Annotated in this window: 10 protein-coding genes; 5 read left to right on the top strand and 5 right to left on the bottom strand. The window is 51.6% G+C overall.

Translation table 11 applies throughout. The annotated features are described in order from the left end of the window. Positions 1-264: 264 nt before the first annotated feature. Genes ACJJI4_RS10800 through ACJJI4_RS10790 form a run of 3 tightly spaced genes read right to left on the bottom strand, consistent with a single transcriptional unit; the run spans position 265 to position 3,484 of the window. Positions 265-1,095: a sulfurtransferase gene (locus tag ACJJI4_RS10800; protein ID WP_444928071.1), complete on the bottom strand. Its 831-nt coding sequence runs from the start codon at positions 1,093-1,095 to the stop codon at positions 265-267. 59 nt (positions 1,096-1,154) lie between these two features. Continuing rightward, on the bottom strand, positions 1,155-2,807 hold the full coding sequence (locus tag ACJJI4_RS10795; protein WP_444897035.1) for an alpha/beta fold hydrolase: 1,653 nt from the start codon (positions 2,805-2,807) through the stop codon (positions 1,155-1,157). Between the two features lie 59 nt (positions 2,808-2,866). Beyond that, positions 2,867-3,484: a trimeric intracellular cation channel family protein gene (locus ACJJI4_RS10790; RefSeq protein ID WP_282932534.1), complete on the bottom strand. Its 618-nt coding sequence runs from the start codon at positions 3,482-3,484 to the stop codon at positions 2,867-2,869. 215 nt (positions 3,485-3,699) lie between these two features. Between ACJJI4_RS10790 and ACJJI4_RS10785 the strand changes: the two genes are divergently transcribed. Then, positions 3,700-4,599 (top strand): EamA family transporter, encoded by a 900-nt coding sequence (locus ACJJI4_RS10785; protein WP_282932535.1) that lies wholly within the window; start codon positions 3,700-3,702, stop codon positions 4,597-4,599. Between the two features lie 411 nt (positions 4,600-5,010). Here ACJJI4_RS10785 and ACJJI4_RS10780 read toward each other — a convergent pair whose 3' ends face one another. After that, on the bottom strand, positions 5,011-6,195 hold the full coding sequence (locus ACJJI4_RS10780) for an acyl-CoA dehydrogenase (protein WP_282932536.1): 1,185 nt from the start codon (positions 6,193-6,195) through the stop codon (positions 5,011-5,013). A 320-nt stretch (positions 6,196-6,515) separates the two neighbouring features. Here ACJJI4_RS10780 and ACJJI4_RS10775 point away from each other — a divergent pair, with 320 nt between their 5' ends. The 4 genes from ACJJI4_RS10775 (at position 6,516) to ACJJI4_RS10760 (ending at position 16,309) form a co-directional block, all read left to right on the top strand. Further along, complete coding sequence (locus tag ACJJI4_RS10775) at positions 6,516-7,952, top strand: efflux transporter outer membrane subunit (RefSeq protein ID WP_444928070.1); 1,437 nt, start codon at positions 6,516-6,518, stop codon at positions 7,950-7,952. After that, positions 7,952-9,190: an efflux RND transporter periplasmic adaptor subunit gene (locus ACJJI4_RS10770; RefSeq protein ID WP_444928069.1), complete on the top strand. Its 1,239-nt coding sequence runs from the start codon at positions 7,952-7,954 to the stop codon at positions 9,188-9,190. Before ACJJI4_RS10775 ends, ACJJI4_RS10770 begins: the two co-directional genes overlap by 1 nt. After that, on the top strand, positions 9,183-12,341 hold the full coding sequence (locus ACJJI4_RS10765) for an efflux RND transporter permease subunit (RefSeq protein WP_444928068.1): 3,159 nt from the start codon (positions 9,183-9,185) through the stop codon (positions 12,339-12,341). The genes ACJJI4_RS10770 and ACJJI4_RS10765 overlap by 8 nt, the downstream gene beginning before the upstream one ends. A 380-nt stretch (positions 12,342-12,721) precedes the next feature. Further along, entirely contained in the window at positions 12,722-16,309 is a 3,588-nt protein-coding gene (locus tag ACJJI4_RS10760) for an amino acid adenylation domain-containing protein (protein ID WP_444928067.1), read from the top strand. A gap of 108 nt (positions 16,310-16,417) precedes the next feature. Here the strand turns inward: ACJJI4_RS10760 and ACJJI4_RS10755 are convergent, their stop codons facing one another. Beyond that, a complete protein-coding gene (locus ACJJI4_RS10755; RefSeq protein ID WP_444928066.1) occupies positions 16,418-17,650 on the bottom strand; it encodes an MFS transporter in 1,233 nt (410 codons plus the stop codon). Between the last annotated feature and the right edge of the window lie 151 nt (positions 17,651-17,801).

Here is a 17,801-nt window from a genome sequence, read left to right as displayed (position 1 = left end):
TGCGGATTCTTTTACCAAAGTATTTACGTTAGTCGGCTGAGGAATTTTAGAGTGTGGGCTGAATTTAGATTTAGCTATTATATTTGGGTTTTTCTTCTATCTTTTTAGAATTGTACTTCCGACCGCTAACCCTCATGCCGGGCTCTGTCTCTTATCTTTTTTGGCCTCGTTACCTTATAGCCATATAGTTTGGACAAGTACGCTGTATCTACTTAAATGAACCCCTTGACAATTGTGTGTGCTAAGGAGTTCTGATTTTTTCTTTTATTGATGTGCACACCAATCACTCCAACTCCCTGGATAGAGTAGTGAGTCGTGGCGACCAGCTAAATATTGCGCATAGAAATTAACGCAGGCAGTAACTCCGGAGCCGCAGTAATTGAGAAGTGGTTTACCATCTGCCAAGTTGCCAAACTGTGATTTAAGTTCGGCAATAGATTTCACTTTCCCATTGTTTTTGTCAGTAATATTTTGCCAGGGCTGGTTGATGGCGGTGGGTATATGTCCGGCAATCGGGTCGATAGGCTCTTCAATTCCTTCAAAGCGCTGACTGTCCCGGGCGTCTACTAACTGCCAGGGTGCTTTACCCAGGTTTTGTTTGATGGTCTCGTAATGAACCAAGAGATTTTCTTTTGGTTGTGCGCTGAAGTTTCCTTGCTTGGATCGAGTGGGCTCGCTTGTGTCCAATGCCTCCCCTGCATCGAGCAAGGCTTTTAGACCGCCATTCAGAATGCTGATTTTCTTGTGGCCAAAGAAGAAAAACAGGAACCAGGCACGGGCAGCGAAACCCAGGCGGTTGTCGTCGTAGACGATTACCTGTGTGTCACTATCGACTCCCAGATTGCGAGCGTAGTCCTGGAACTGTGCAGCGCTCGGCATTGGGTGGCGGCCGCCGTAGCGTTGCACAGGGGCAGAGAGGTCACGGTGCAGGCAGGCGTAATGGGCATCGGGAATATGGCCAGCCCGATAGTCCCGCTCACCACTCTCGTGATCCGCCAGGCTATAGCGGCAGTCCAATATTACGGGTTCGCCGGGCTTTTTGAGCTCTACCAAATCCGCAACTTCAATCAGGGCAGGGTTGTTGTTGCTCTCCATCGGCCTCTCCTCAATCCTTGATACCGCTGTTGTCGTGTAACTTCAGCTGTTGTTGTTGGTTATTGGCCACTTTCCGGGGCAGGGACCTCTGCTGCTTGGGGTTCAACGGCCTGTTGTTCGGCTTCTTGCTGGGACTCAGACTCTTCTTCGGTGGAAATCTGGTCTGCCAGCTCCGCTTTGCGGCAAGTCATGGTGGTTTCGGTTTGATCTTCGGCAGGGTTGTCGAGAAAGCGCGCAACTGCCCGCTCCGCGCAGTTGCTTGCGGAAATAATATCGTGAGCCAGGTTGGGAAATAGCAGCCATTGGTGATTCGGTAGCTCTTTGCGTGCGATATCGACATCATCTGCAGCCAGTACCGGATCCAGGCCGCCGTGTAACACTATCACTGGAACTGGGGTGGAGATGGCTTCTGACTCAGTGAGTGGAGCAGAGGGGATTGCCCAGATGCGACACTGTAGCTGCAACAAATTTAAATCTGATCGTACGGCCCCGCCGAGAATGCCGGTGTCTGCAGCGTTGGCCCTGGCCTGATCAAAATCGACAAAGGGAGCCTCTTCATAGCAGAAGTGGCTAACGCCGGCTGCATCGCCAAAGTAGGGGTCCAGTACGATCTCCATAAAGTGTGCGATGGCATCCTGGGCAGGCTGTAGCCCTTCATCGCCCTCATTTTCCAGGCCCTCGATCATCTTGGGCAGTTCACTGTAGAAGTTTTCGTTATACAGCGCCTGGAATAAAACTCTCAGCAAGCGCTGTCCAGTAAGCACAAAGGGATAGCTTTGTTTTGAGTAGCGGTGCTTGATCGGAATGGTGCGCGGCTCTTCATCTAAGGTCTGGATCAGGTTTTCCAGCCTGCGGCGCAAATTGGGATAGCGACTGTTACATTTCTCGTCTTCGATGCAATGCTTCAGGCCGCGCTCGTAGGCTGCCAGGGAGTCCTGTGGGAGCTGCTGCGTGTAGACAATATTGGGGAAGACCGCACTGTTAAGCACCAGGGTGCGCACTGACTCTGGGAAGTCGCGGGCCACTGTCAGAGCGTAGCGGGAGGAGTAGGACACCCCATAGAGGTCGAATTTATCGAGCTTGAGGGTTTTTCTCAGCTCTTCTACATCTCTTGCGATCACAGAACTGTTGTACTGGGCCAAGTCGGCACCTTTGCTCAGGCGGCTGTAACAGCGCTCCATACTGAAGGAAAAAACACGGGCCTCTTCTTCCGGAGACAGGTTGCGCCGGAAGGCGGTATCGGCATCTTCGATAAACTCGCTGCAAGTGAGGCGCGGCTGGGCCATACCGGTGCCCCTGGGATCTATAACAAAGAGATCCCGGCCATCTTCTACTGTCATGGCGGCATAGTTAAGCCACAACCAATCGCTGGCGTTCTCGGGCTCTAACCCCATGCTGGCTCCGGGGCCTCCGGCGCCTAGGTGGAGTAGGGGGATTTTCTTGGGATCGGGGTTTGTGGCGCGGAAGCGCACGACCGGAAAGCGGATTTTACGCTTTTCCGGGTGGGCATAATTCTCCGGCACCTCCATCATGAAACACTGGGTGAAAGGCCAGGTTTCATCGGTTTTGAACCAGCAGGGCTTTGCTACCAGGCGAGCGTATTGTTTTTGCTGGGATTGACCGGTTTGGGCAGAGTTTGTCGAGCGCTCACAGGCTCCAATCACCATGGAAATGAGAATAATGAGGAGTATGCGCAATCGGGCTTTTTGCACTTAGATTATTCCTGTGACTGCTATTAAGTAGTGGTTTATGGTTCCAGGCCTTTGAACGGTCAGTGCTTGCCGAAGCGTGCCACTGGCGCGGAGATATTCCAGCGCAATGCCGCGAGGCGAATCGCTAGGGTCACAAATACAGCAATAGCCACCACTAGCTCATGGGGTAGCCACCCTACATTGTCCAAGGCAACGAGTATGGCCGTACCGGTAAGGGCAGCGGTGGCATAGATCTCTCGCCGGAGTAAAAGTGGAATGTCACCGGACAGCACATCCCGAATCACCCCGCCAAAAGTACCGGTCATTACGCCGAGCACGATTGCGATGGTCGCGGAATAGCCCAGTTCTAGTACTTTCTGGGTTCCGAGCACCACAAAAACGGCGAGTCCAATGGCATCTGCCACCATTAGCAGGCGCATAGGGACCTTTAGATAGCGTATCAGGTAAAAGCTTACTACACCGGTAATTGAGGCGATCCACAGGTAATAGGTGTGGTCAAGCCAGAATACAGGGACGTTGAGAATAATGTCCCGGGCGGTGCCGCCGCCAATAGAGGTGACGCAGGCGAGTACCACGGCACCAAATAAATCCATCTGTTTGTGGCCGGCGGCGAGTACGCCGCTGAAGGCAAAGACCGCGATACCGATCAATTCAAACCAGTGCAGCAGCTCATCCATATCATCGTTACATCCAGAGATTGGCGGGCAGGGGAGAATAGCACTTCTGTCTACGCAAAGGGAATTGAGCAGCGATCTACTGGTGAGAAGTGTGAGGCGCCGCAATAGATCGGTACCAGGGAGCTATTGAAACAATTACAAAGGGCCCATTAGGCGCAGAAGAGTAATGGAGGCTGCTACCCTTTGGTTACGTCCATTGTTCACTGGCTGTAGAGATGCCGTATAAAAGCATACTGTTGGCTTTGCTGGCAGTCTCAATTTTTGGACTGAATTACCCGATAACCAAGGTGGCGCTGGCCGACTTCCCGCCAATGTTATTGGCTTCGGTTCGCTTCACCCTCGTCGCTGTTCCTCTGGTTTTCTTTTGTCCATTCCCCAAGACCTCGATCCTCAATGTTGTTGCGCTCGGTTTCTTCTTGGAGTTTCTCTCTCTGGGGTTGATGTACTACGCCATGAAGGCCGATATTCAAGCGGGTGTAGCGTCACTGCTTATGCAGTCGCAGGTGCCATTCACCCTATTGCTATTCGCAATGCTGTTTGGCGATAAGATAAATATGCAGCAGTGCTTGGGTTTGGTAATAGCGGCTGTAGGGTTCTCTGTATTCTTCTACTATGCCGATAAAGGTGGGTCGACAACGATAGTGGGATTTATCCTTATTATGGGGGCGGGGCTGTCTTGGGCGATAGCGAATATCGTATTCCGCAGGATGCCAGGTGTTAACTTACTTCATTTAATGGTTTGGGCTTCATTGGTGCCGCCGGTACCTCTTTTGGTCTTGTCAATATTTTATGAGAGCCATACTCCCTGGGTTTTCTTTTTTCAGGCGCATACGGCCAGTTGGTTTTCAATTGTTTACCAAGTGTGCATGGTGACATTGGTTGGTTATATTTTATGGGGTGATTTAATTCGTCGCTATTCCTCTGCCTGCGTTTCACCATTTGGGTTGCTGGTTCCTATTGTGGGAATAATCGGCTCATCAATTATCCTCGGTGAATATCTTACATTTGTTGAGTGGGTAGCGACTTTTGTTGTGTTGCTGGGTATTGCTCTTTGTGTAGTGAAATTAAATGATCGAAATCCGGGACAGGAGATTGTTGATGTGGAGGGAAGTTAGGGGAGGGGTAATAATTTTATTCAGCTTGTTGAGCTCTCTGTTTGGGCTTTCCGCGGTTCCCAAAACTTCCTTTTTATACCTTTATTGAGAGTTTAATAATTGCTGAGGGCTGTCTTTACTTGTTTCGCGGTTCGATGGTGCGTAAATGGTCACAGTGAGTTTTGGCCTGCTCTCAAATTATTTTTACTTTAAATCCAAACGTCTTTTTCGGTGCAGTACTTTGCTTGGTGTGGGTAATAATTTAATACTGCTCCACAGTCTATGCGCCGCCTTTTTGCGTGATTATTCCGAACTTTAGTTTAATGCTTTTGTGCTACCAACCTGGGGGCGAGGTAGAAGTAAGGAGATAAGAAATGATGGGATAAGGGCGATGCCCACGGAAAATACCGTGAGCATCGAACTAGATGTGTTTTACACGAATGCTTGCAGGCCGGTCTGGGCGCGGCCGAGGATCAATGCGTGTACGTCGTGGGTACCTTCGTAGGTATTTACAGCTTCCAGGTTCATCACGTGGCGAATTACGTGGAATTCGTCGGAGATGCCGTTGCCGCCGTGCATATCGCGAGCAATACGCGCGATATCTAGTGCCTTACCACAGTTGTTGCGCTTCACCAGGGAGATCATGGTGGGGTCGAACTGCTTGTTCTCATCCATGATACGACCAACGCGCAGGGAGGCTTGCAGGCCCAGGGTAATTTCGGTCTGCATGTCCGCCAGTTTCTTCTGGAACAGCTGGGTTTGAGCCAGAGGGCGGTTGAACTGGGTGCGGTCCAGGCCATATTGGCGAGCGGCGTGCCAGCAGAACTCACCGGCACCCATGGCGCCCCAGGAGATACCGTAGCGAGCGCGGTTCAGGCAGCCGAAGGGGCCGCGCAGTCCGCCAATTTCCGGGAATTTGTTTTCTTCCGGAACGAACACATTGTCCATCACGATCTCGCCGGTAATGGAGGCGCGCAGTGAGAACTTGCCTTCGATCTTCGGTGCGGAGAGGCCTTCCATACCCTTGTCCAGAACGAAGCCGCGAATAATATCGTCGTCATCTTTCGCCCAAACAACGAAAACATCGGCGATTGGACTGTTGGTGATCCACATCTTGGAGCCGCTGATGCGGTAGCCGCCATCGACTTTCTTGGCGCGGGTTTTCATGCCGCCGGGATCGGAACCCGCATCGGGCTCGGTCAGACCGAAACAGCCAACCCATTCGCCGGAAGCCAGCTTGGGCAGGTACTTCTGCTTCTGCTCTTCGCTGCCGTAAGCGTAAATCGGGTGCATAACCAGGCTGGACTGAACGCTCATGGCGGAGCGGTAGCCGGAGTCAACGCGTTCAACTTCGCGCGCCACCAAGCCGTAGGAAACGTAGTTGAGACCGGCACAGCCGTAGCCTTCGATGGTGGAACCGAGCAGGCCCAATTCACCCATCTCGTTCATGATTTCACGATCGAAGATTTCGTGGCGGTTACCCTCGAGAACTCTGGGCATCAGTTTGCTTTGGCAGTACTCACGTGCCGTGTCGCGCACCATGCGCTCTTCGTCGGTCAGCTGTTGGTCCAGCAGCAAAATATCGTCCCAATGGGCGAGTGGCTGATGTTTACTCATGGTTTGTCTCTTCTACTTCCGTTATTAATTCCACCGGAGCGTCCAAGAGGGCCGGCTGAAGAAGGCCGAGCACCTTTGTACAGAGGGGAGACTTTTTGGATAAGCTCCGCGTCAAACCCCGATGACTATTCAGTTTAGTGTGCCGCATCATACCGAAGTACTCGGTTTTCGGCACTCCTGCGGGCAGCAATTTTTTGCCTGATTTTACGCATGCTTTGTAAACAAGAGTAAAACGCATTGCGAGCGATTTTGGGGGGCGGATAATGCACGCAATAAATCTCTATTTTTTATGATTAAACGTTTAATTTCGGTGATATTCCTTGTCCTTTTACCGTATTTTGGCAATTTGTGTTCCGCTGCTTGTCAGCTGTAGTTCGCAGCCAATTGAGACCATTCAACCCGATGAAAATTTGGGGTTACCAGAATCTTTTCGTGCATCGGGCACTGTCGCACCGAGTTTGCGCTGGTGGCGAGATTTGGAAGATCCGCAGTTGGACAATTTGGTACAGCTGGCACTGAAAGATAATCCGGATATTCAGGCTACCTATTGGCGATTGGAGCAGGCCGCAGCCACCGCGCGGGGAGCGCGATCGGGCCTTTGGCCAAGACTGACCGCCAGTATTGAAAATACTGAGCAGCGCTACTCTTCCGGCGAGTTCACCGATCCCTCTGCGGAGGGCAATAGTTGGAGTACCCGTATCGCCGCCAGCTATGAAGTGGACCTTTGGGGGCGGGTCCGTGCCGGTGCCAGTGCAGCAGAGGCGGCTTACCTGGCCCAGGAACAGAATTTACAGACGGCAGCCTTGACCCTGGCGAGCGAGGTGGCAGCTACCTGGTTGGAGTTGCGGGAGCAGTGGGGGCAGCGGGATTTGCTGCAACAACAGCTGGAGATCAATCGCAAAAGCCTGAAGGTTCTGGAACTGCGCTTTGGTCGCGGCGTCTCAGGTGCAGCCGATGTTTTGCAGCAACAGCAGCTGGTCCAGCAGTCACAGCAGGAACTGGATGAGGCGGAAGCGGATGCCGAAACTCTAAAAGTACAGTTAGCGGTGCTTTTGGGTATCAATGTCGAGGAACTTAGCAGCATTATTCACGAACAGGCCGAGTTGCCTGCCTTACCAGCCCTGCCAGAGACCGGCGTGCCATCGCAATTGCTATTGCGCCGCCCGGATGTCGTTGAGGCGCAGCGAGACCTTTTACAGGGCTATCACTTAGCCGATGAGGCCTGGGCCGATCGACTGCCCGTATTTAGTTTGTCTGCAGTAGCTAGCAATGGCACCAGTTTAATTAGCGATGTGACTGAAAACTGGCTTTTGGCCATTGCAGCCTCCATTGAGGGGGTGATTTTTGATGGTGGCGCCTTGGCATCAGCCCGGGAGCAACAGGACGCCGTTCTGCAGGAGCGCTGGGCGCTCTACCGCAGTGCAGTCAATGAAGCCTTGTCTGAAGTAGAGCAGGCCTTGATTCGAGAGAGCCTGATCGAGCAGAGACTCAACCATCTACGTGAGCGTGAGCGTCTCGCAGACCTTTTGGTTCTGCGCCAAAGCCGCGCCTATGCGCGGGGAACCATCGACTTCCTCAATGTGTTGACCGCGACGAGTGAACAACAGAGTTTGGCGCGACAAATCTTGTCTGCCGAGCGCGAACTGATTGAAAACCGAGTAGTACTTTACCGCGCGCTTTCCGGCGGGATCCCCCAGGCGGATCTTCCAGCCCCCGAGCCAGTGGATTTGGAGTTGTACCTGGAGGGAAATAACTGATGTTGCAGAAACTCACTTGGCGCCTGCTGATCCCCATAATTTTGGTGGTGTTGGCATTCTTGGCCTTCAACTGGATGATGCGGGAAAAACCGTCGGTCAGTCGCGGTGAGCGCAAATCGCCACCGCCGACAGTCGATGTAGCCGTTGCTGAGCAGGGTCGTTTTCCTGTAACCCTGAGCGCGCTGGGTAAAGTGAGTGCCCGAGAGTTAGCGGAGTTGGAGCCCCAGGTACAGGGGCAGGTGCAATGGCTCGACTATGATCTGGGCCCCGGAGCCGTAATGCCAAAAGGGCAGGTGCTGTTGCGTATTGACCAGGAGCCCTACCAGTTGGCCCTGATGACTGCCCAGAGTGCCCTCGCCGAACGCCGTGCTGAATTGCAGCAGGAGCAAGGACAGCAGCAAGTTGCTCAAGAGGAATACGAGCTTCTTGGCACAGCCTTGTCTGGAACGGATAAGGCTCTGGTGTTGCGCGAGCCTCAGAGAGCAGCAGCAGAGGCGGCAGTAAAATCCGCAGAGGCAAATGTGGCTTTGGCTAAACGCGATCTTCGACTTACCGAGATTCGCGCCCCATTTGATGCCCTGGTAGTTGAGCGTGATGCCGACGTCGGTGATCGTGTCTCTCCGGGAGATACCCTCTACAGCCTCGCTAGTGCCGACCGTTTCCAGATTGCCGTTGAGGTTCCCGCGTCGCAACTGCACCGGCTCGGACGCGGTGATGTTGAAGTTCGAATTTACGGCAGCCAGTGGCCGCAGGGCGTCTACCGCCGCGGTGAGTTTGTCCGGGTTATCCCGGTACTGGAAGAGCAGGGTCGTCTCGCCAGTGTGTTGGTAGAGCTGGAAGACCCGCTTTCCGTCCAGGATCCGTCCCAGCCACAGCTGCTTCTCAACGATCTGGCGAAAGTAGAGATCGTTTCCCAAAGTGAGGATGAGCGCGTGCGTATCCCCCTCACTGCGTTGCAAGACGGCAACAATGTGTGGGTGGTTCGCGAGAACCGCACCACGGTTCTGCCGGTAGAAGTGGCCTATATGAGCGGCGACTTTGCAGTCCTGGAGCAGGGACTCAGCGGTGGAGAAGCCTTAGTGACGACCCGGTTGGTAACCGTTACTGAGGGTATGCCGGTGCGAATTGCCGGAGACAGTAATCGCCAGCAGCGCCCGCCGATAGATGCGGCTGCCTCTGCGGAACGCCCGCCAAGACGCGGCCCCGGTGGACCCAACGCTGGGGGCGCAGATGACTGAACAGAATAAATCCAAAGATAAGGTCGATACCCGCACGGGCGCCATCGCCTGGATGGCACGCAACCACGTAACTGCCAATTTGTTGATGTTGGTCTTCTTGATTGGTGGTTTGATTTTTTCAACCATCGTTAAAAAGGAAGTCTTCCCGGAATTCAGCCTGGATACTGTGAGCGTGTCCATCTCCTATCCCGGTGCCAGCCCTGAGGAAGTCGAGCGCGGTGTGCTGGTGGCTGCAGAGCAGGCGGTGCAGGGCTTGGTAGGCATCAAAGAGATGACCGCGAGGGCCAATGAGGGTAGTGCCTCTTTAACCTTGGAGCTGGAAGGCGATGCTGATGCTGCCTTGGTGTACCAGAATATTCAGCAGGCTATCGATTCTGTTACCACCTTCCCCACAGATATTGAGCAGCCCCAGGTTAGTCTGGCCGAGCGCAAACGGGATGTGCTGGACCTCGTATTACACGGCGATCTTACCGAGCAAAACCTGCGCGCGTTGGCGATGCAGGTTTACGATAAGCTCGAAGCGCACAGTGGTATTACCCAGTTGGAAGCGCGGGGTATGCGGGACTTGGAAGTGGCGATCGAGATTCGCCGCGACGACCTGCGTCGCTATGGGCTTACCTTGCTGCAAGTGGCAAGCATCGTAGAAAATGCAGCGGTAGATATTCCCAGCGGCAGTGTTAAGTCTGATGCGGGGGAGATATTGGTTCGGGTGACCGAGCGCCGTGATTGGGCTCGTGAGTTTGGCGATATTGTTATTGCCCAAGGCATTGGTGGCGGTGCCGTTTATTTAAAGGATGTTGCCAATATCAGCGACGCGCTTGAGGAAGAAGCGCGCAATATGGTGTTTAACGGCGAGCCAGCTATCAGCATCAAGATCTACCGAGTGGGCGACCAGACACCAATGAGTGTCAGTGAGGCTGCCCATGAAGTCGTTGATGAGGTCAGGGCAAGCCTGCCCCCGGGGGTGACCCTGACAGTTCGCGATGACGACTCGGAAATTTTCAAAGCGCGTCTGACCCTGCTGCTGAAGAACGGTTTTATTGGGCTCTTATTAGTATTTGTTGTGCTCGGAGCCTTTCTGGAATTGCGGTTGGCTTTTTGGGTAACACTGGGCATTCCTACCAGCTTCCTGGGGGCATTGCTATTCCTGCCTGGGCTGGATATTTCCATCAGCATGGTAAGTATGTTTGCCTTTATTATCGCCCTTGGAATAGTGGTGGATGATGCAATTATTGCCGGTGAGAATATCCACGAGTGGCGACAAAAAGGCTACAGCAATCTGGAGGCTGCCGTTGCCGGTGCCCGCCAGGTATCGGTACCGCTCACATTTGCGATTCTGACTAATATTGTCGCCTTCCTTCCATTGATGGCCTTACCCGGTTTTATGGGCAAGATCTTTGGTGTGATTCCCTTTGTGGTGGGCTCGGTATTTATTATTTCCTGGGTGGAAGCCCTGTTTATTTTGCCCGGTCACTTGGCTCACTCTCGTCGCGGCTATAAAAGTCGCCGGGCGCGCCGCTTTGCCGCGCGGCAGAAAATGCTGGCGCGGGGATTGGATCGTTTTGTACAGCAACGCTTTAGGCCCTTCCTGGATATATGTATCAAGCACCGCTACACCACTATTGCCGTGGCGGTAGCGGCGCTGTTGGTGGTTGGCGGCTATGCGGCTAGCGGCCGTATGGGCTTCACCTTGATGCCCAGGGTGGAGCGTGACTCCGGTCGCTTTGCCGTCACCTTTCCCACCGGAACGGCCCAATCCCAGCTGGAAAAAGCGCGCTCGCAGATTATTACTGCTGCCGATAAGGTGCTCGAGCAATACGATAAAGAAAAGGTCTTCCTGGGGATTCGCGGTTTGATGGGCGATGACGCGATTATGGTGGACGCTTTCTTTGTTCCCGCAGATGAGCGTCCTTTTTCCACCGGTGAGTTTATTCGCGCCTGGCGCCAGGAAGTGGGGCCTATTGCCGGTGCCCTAAGCGCGACAACAGCTTCTGACCGTGGCGGTCCCGGCGCTGGCTCCTCGTTAACCGTGGAGCTTCGCCATACCGACACGGATACCTTGGAGCAAGCTGCGATACGTTTAGGGGATGAGTTGGAGAAATTCCCCAATGTCAGTGATATCGATCCCGGTATTTCCCTCGGTAAAACCCAGTTGGACCTTACACTGACTGAAACGGCCAAAAGTTTGGGTATGTCCGCGGAGGATATTGGTCGCCAGTTGCGGGCAGCGCTGTACGGGGCTGAGGCCCTGCGCCAACAGCGCGGCCGGGATCAGGTGAAGGTCATGGTGCGTTTGCCTGAGGATGAGCGGGCCAATATCAATGATGTGAATAGCATTATGATCCGGGCCAGCAATGGACTTTGGATGCCCCTGCCAGATCTGGTAAAAATTGATAAAGGGCGCGCCTATGCCACGATTAATCGCCGGGCAGGCCGCAGGGTTACAACAATTACCGCCAATGTGGAGCCCAGTGACCAAGCGACGCTTGTGATTAATGAGCTGAATGAAAGTGTGGTCCCCCAATTGAAAGCTGAATTCCCCGGCCTAAGTGTTTCCTATGAGGGACGCCAAGCGGAGGAGCGAGAGGGACTGGCAAGCCTGGCGATGACCTTTGCCCTTGCGATGGCGGTGCTGTACTTGCTATTGGCAATTCCCTTAAAGAGTTACGTACAGCCGTTGATCGTAATGGTGGCGATACCCTTTGGTGTGATCGGTGCGTTACTTGGTCACTTGGGCATGGGGTATGGACTCAGTATGGTGAGTCTGCTGGGTATGGTGGCACTGGCCGGAGTTGTGATTAACGATACTCTGGTAATGATTGAGTACAGCAATCGTCTCCGAAATGATGGCGCTGATTTGGAAAGCGCTATCAAGGGAGCGGCAGCGCGGCGTTTTCGCCCGATCGTATTGACCACCATAACAACTTTCTGCGGCTTAATGCCGATGATCTTTGAAAGCTCGGTGCAAGCGCGCTTTATGATTCCAATGGCGATCTCGCTGGGCTATGGAATACTCGCAGCCACAGCGATCTCATTGTTATTGGTACCCTGTCTCTATTTAATGATGGGTAAAGATATTCCCCAGTTGTTTGCAAGATTGAAAAATATCATCGCTCGCTTTGGTCGTAGCGGTGCAATCGTACAGAAATAAATTCAATAGTAGCCGGTATCTTCTTACCGGCTTTTTTCCTCAGAAATTTAATTTTATGACTGATATTTAACTATCAGTTTCCAAATTGCGTTTCTATCTCCCTGAATACCACCTTCATTTAATTTTCCTTTATGACCTGGAACTGCGGTAGCTGAAATACTGCTCCAGTTCAATGTTATGAAATTATTTCCCGGCATACTTCCAATTTAGCAACTGATTTTCAAGTAATTCAAATAACAGAAAATTTTGACCAAATTTGAAAGACAGAGAAATGAATTGAAAGTTAGTTTTCGGATTTTAATAAGTATAAAAGGTAATGTTCAGTGTGCAGCTCAATAAACAAACATAACGCCCAGTCCTTAGATTTTGAATCGGGAGAAATGGGAGCTGTATCATCAGGAGATACAGTTTGCGATTTGATCGAAAGACAAAAGCTAAAGAATCCTGATCAGGTCGTTATTATCGATGGCAACACAGAAATAAATTTCACTCGCCTGATGAAACGGGTCGATGGGATTGCCGCTGAGTTGGTAAATCGAGGGGTTGAGCCTGGTTCCTTGGTTGGAGTCTGTATGAGTCGATCCTGGGAGCTGGTCGCGGCTCTACTCGGCGTGATGCGCGCAGGTTGTGCTTACGTCCCATTGGACCCAACTTATCCGCTAGAGCGGGTGCGATATATGCTCGAGCACTCCAGAGCTGCCGCAGCAATCGTTGATTGTGACGAAAATGCAAACTTGTGCCTTGGCGTGAAAGAACTGTTATGGATCGATGAGTTGCGAGAGCAGGCACCGGAGTTTTTACCGGAACATACCAGACCGCAAACGAGTGATTTAGCCTATGTAATTTACACATCCGGCTCTACTGGAAGCCCGAAAGGGGTTGCTATCGAACACCGAAGCCTTATCGCTCTCAGTAAGTCCATGAGTGAGCTGTTGAGCGATGAAGAGCTAGAAGGTGTTTTGGCTTCGACCTCAGTTTGCTTTGACCCCTCGGTGATGGAAATTATCGGGACTCTTTCTCTGGGCGGCCGAGTTATATTGTCGAAGAATATTTTGGAGTTGCCAAAACTTCCCTTTCGAGAGCAAGTGCGAACTTGCATCACCGTTCCATCTGCGGTTCAGGCTTTACTTTCGGTAGACAAGCTGCCTCGGGGAGTGCGTTGCCTGATTTTTGGGGGTGAAGTACTTAAGCAATCCCTGGTCGAGCAAATATATGCGGGGGCTGAACAGTTGCGGATAGTTAATGTTTATGGACCCACAGAGGACACGGTTTACTCAACTTATACAGAGGTTAGCCCCGATAGCGACCAAATTACGATTGGAAGGGTGGTTTCAAGTTCCCGAGCGTATATTTTGGATGAGAGATTAGAGCCAGTTGCTCCCGGCGGGGAGGGGGAGTTGTATTTGTCTGGTGATAAGCTAGCTCGGGGCTATTTAAATGATGAGTATCTGACCGAGGAACGCTTTATACAGCAAGCTTCCAACTCCCGAATTTCCGATCAGCGCTTGTATAAAACGGGAGACCTATGCCGATGGACAGCAAATGGAGAAATAGAATACTTGGGACGCGCCGATTGCCAGGTGAAGATTAGGGGCTATCGTATTGAACTTGAAGAAATAGAATCGGCAATTGAATCTATACCGGGCGTTGATGCTGCCGCTACTACCGTTATAGATGGCGGGGCGGGGCAAAAGGTTCTAGTGGCCTATATTGTTGCTAGCGAAAAGACAATTACCGAAGTAGCAGTAAAAGAGTTTCTTGAACAGCGCCTTCCAAAATTTATGGTCCCCCAGTTTGTCAAGCACCTGCAAGAGCTGCCCTTGCTACCCAACAATAAGCTGGATCGCAAACGATTAGCACTCCTTGAAGCGGAGCTTGTCGTCCCAACTGAAAGCAGTTTGGCTGCAAACGATGATATTAATCGAAGCCGTGGAATGGGCGAGCACTTCGCAGGTTTATCAGTAGACAGCGAGGCAATTTTTACTTCGATTATCCGCGGTGAGATGGCTTCCATCATGAACCACCCAGATCCGGAGGTTGTGCTCCCAGAGATAGCCTTCGACAAGCAGGGCCTGGATTCGCTGACAACACTAGAATTGGCCAGCCGGTTGAGTCATTGCATTGGACACCCCCTATCTGCGCAAACAATCTTCGATTATCCCACGCCGAAGCTATTGGCTGGCTATATGCTTGATTTGACGGAAGGTAAGATCAGTAGTGAGTCAGCTAATGAGGTTGCTAAATCTGAAATTGATGCGCTGGCTAACTTCCAGTCCCAGCTCCAGTTGAGCCATCCAACTTTTCAGGCCGCAAAGGCGTCATCCTGGTCTGCTTCTGACAAAAGTAAGTTGGTGCAGGCGGTGATAGCCATGGCAAACAATCAGAAGAGGAATCCTTACAGTAAAGTTTTACGTACAGGTAGTGGGACGCACGGCACTGTTACAGATGTTTATAACGATGATACCCAGGATGCAATTATTTGGACGACCAATCTCTACCTTGGCCTGAATAGAGATCAAGAAGTTATCGAACAGGCTTCATCCGCTGTACAGCTTTTCGGAACAGGAATGGGCACTTCAGCGGCGGCATCGGGTTTGACGGATCTTCACCTCCAATTTGAAACGGAGTTTGCTGGTTTGGTGGGCAAGTCTGGAGCCTGCTTGTTTCCAACGGGTTATACGGCCAATGTCGGGGTGGTGGCAGGAATATTAGGTAAAGATGATGTTGTGGTTATAGACCAACTTTGCCATGCCTCAATTGTTGATGGGGCCCGTCTCAGTGGTGCCAAAATTAGAACTTTCCAACACAATAATGCCTCTGATCTGGAGTCGGTGCTGGAATCTGAAGCATCTCCCTACCGAACAACGCTAGTGGTGCTCGAGGGCGTTTACAGTATGGGGGAAGGTGCTGCGCCGGTAGCTGAAATCGTGCGTGCAGCAAAGAAATACAACGCCTTGACCTTAGTTGATGAGGCACACTCATTCGGTTTTTATGGTGAGCGTGGTGCCGGTATCTGTGCGGCTCAAGGTATTACTGATCAAGTTGACTTTATTATGACAACACTCAGTAAGTCGCTCGGTAGCCTTGGGGGTGTGGTTGCTGCGAGTAAGGAGTACGTTGACTTGCTGAGGTCCTCAGCCAGGGCATATATCTTTCAGGCTTCTATCAGTCCTGCAGATATTGCAGCCGCATTGACTTCTTTGCGTCGGATTAAATCTGACGATGGACTGCGTGATCAATTGTGGGATACGACCCGCTATATGCGCCGGAAATTCGAGCAGGCCGGATACGATTTGGGAACAGGTGATGGGCCTATTATCACACCCCATTTTAAAGATAAAGATAAACTATATGGGATAGTCCAAGCGCTTTATCAGCGCGGTATTCAAACCTCGGCTGTCACTTACCCGATAGTTGAGAGCGGCCGCGGCCGCCTGAGGTTGATCTGCTCGGCAGCTCACACGAGGGAGGATGTTGATAGGACCGTGGAAGCTCTTATTGAGGCTGAAAAAGAGGCTGATGCTCAATCCCAGGAAACAAAAGAGGAGGCTATGGATTTGGGGCAAGCCCTCGCTGAAATTGGTGAGTGGGCAAATACCTTTTCTAACTTCCTGCAGGAATATATCAATCGACTATCCAGCCCTGTGCCCAACTTGTGCTTGTCTGTGAGTGTTACTGAACAGTTTGAGCCGGTGAGAATTTTAATTGATGGCGGCAAAGTAACCTTGAGTGATCTCTCGGCCAACGACGTTCCTTTTTGCTCAGTAACGCTAAGAAACCAGAGGTCTGTCACGGCCTTACGGCTTCACGATGTTCAGTCGCTGCTTGATGATATTTGTACAGGTAGCTGCACCTTAAGCGGTCAGGTTGAGCCATTTATATGGTGGATCGCCCGTATTCTAGATTTAAGTGTGGAGGTAAATAACCCTGTAGACTGTGGATCAACTAGAGAGCGGGCGATTCATTAACTAATGAGGGGCGAGGTATAAAGTTATGGGCCTTTCAGCTTACCCTGAAGGGCCCACGTCTGGTGTCACTGGCAGAGTAGGTCGGTTACTTATTTGCCTGATTTTTCACTATGCTACGCCAGGGAGTTTGCGCCAGCTCCACCGGATTAAAACAAATACTAATATCGATGCAGCTGCTGTAATGTAAAACGGTAGGCGGATATCAACTTCCATTGCCATGCCCCCCGCGAGCGAAATCAAGCTTGCTACCAGCGTGAAGCCCGCAGTAGCTATTCCCATTACCCAACCCTGTTCCGTTTCATCGACACTATTGGCGAATATATTCAAGAGGGCGGGGTAAGCGAGCCCAAAGCAAAGGTACGCGAAGAACACACTGAGATAACATAGCCAAATATGGCTGCTGAATACGAAGACTAACGCACTCGCTCCCATCACTAAGGCGGAAACTGTAACTACCAGGGGTTTAGTCCAGCGGGACAAAACAGGCTTGACCATAAAGAGGCTGGAAATTGCCACCGCAATACCCATAGTCAGCATGGCCATACTGGTTATTAGCAGGCCAGCTTGGAATCTACTGCTTAAATAGTTTGTGATAAATATATAAAAGCTGAGATGCAGCAGCATGAAACAGAGGTAGGCAGGGCAAAGTCGGACAACCCGAGGACGGTCCTTCAGATGTATAAACTGAGTAAATAGATCCAGAAAGCGAAGCCTAAGCTGCATCGGGGCTTGCCGGGTATTGTGATAAAAGGTCAGGATCAAAAACAAAGTAATAGCGACAAGTACCAGAGCAAAGTAAAAGGGCAGTTGGATACTGGCTATGCTCCCCAATAGCTCCCTGTCTGCCAGGACTCCTGCCATAATCGGTCCAGCTACAGCCCCAGCACTCATTCCTGCTACCAGTAAGCCTAAGTTCTTGGAGGCCTCCAGCTCACTTTGGCTGGCATCAATCATTGCTGCTTGAGCGATAGGCTGGTTTCCCGCAGTAAAGCCGCTGATCACTCGTCCGAGAATAAGAAGCCAAAGACTATTGCTTAACAAAGAGAGAACAGTGATCGCGTACCCGGCCATGGCCCCCACCAGACACAGCACCATGGCAGTTTTGCGTCCGATACTGTCAGACAGTTTGGCGATATATACGGACCCAATAAACCACGCCAGAAAGAAGCTACCGATTACAACTCCATAGTACAAGTGCCGAGTTGATTGTGGCGTATCAGTAGGTAGGAACTGGAATTTTGTCGACATAACCAGTTCATTGATGATCGGGAACAGCAATCCCTGACCCATCAGATCTACAAAAACTACCGCCAAAAGGGCTAAACGGCACATGACAGACATAACCACTTCCTCCCCCCAGCTTCAGCTTTGCTGCTTAAAGCAAGATAGCAGGTGGTGAATAGGTGATAGAGGTAACCAAGTGATATGGCGAATAAATTTCTAACTGTGTATGTAAGGACGGTAGGAGCGGTGTAGTGAATGAGTTGATGAT

This window comes from Microbulbifer maximicatervae (SeqCode), from assembly GCF_052467305.1.
The sequence above is the reverse complement of the archived record's forward strand: the minus strand, read 5'-3'. Positions and strand labels throughout refer to the sequence as shown.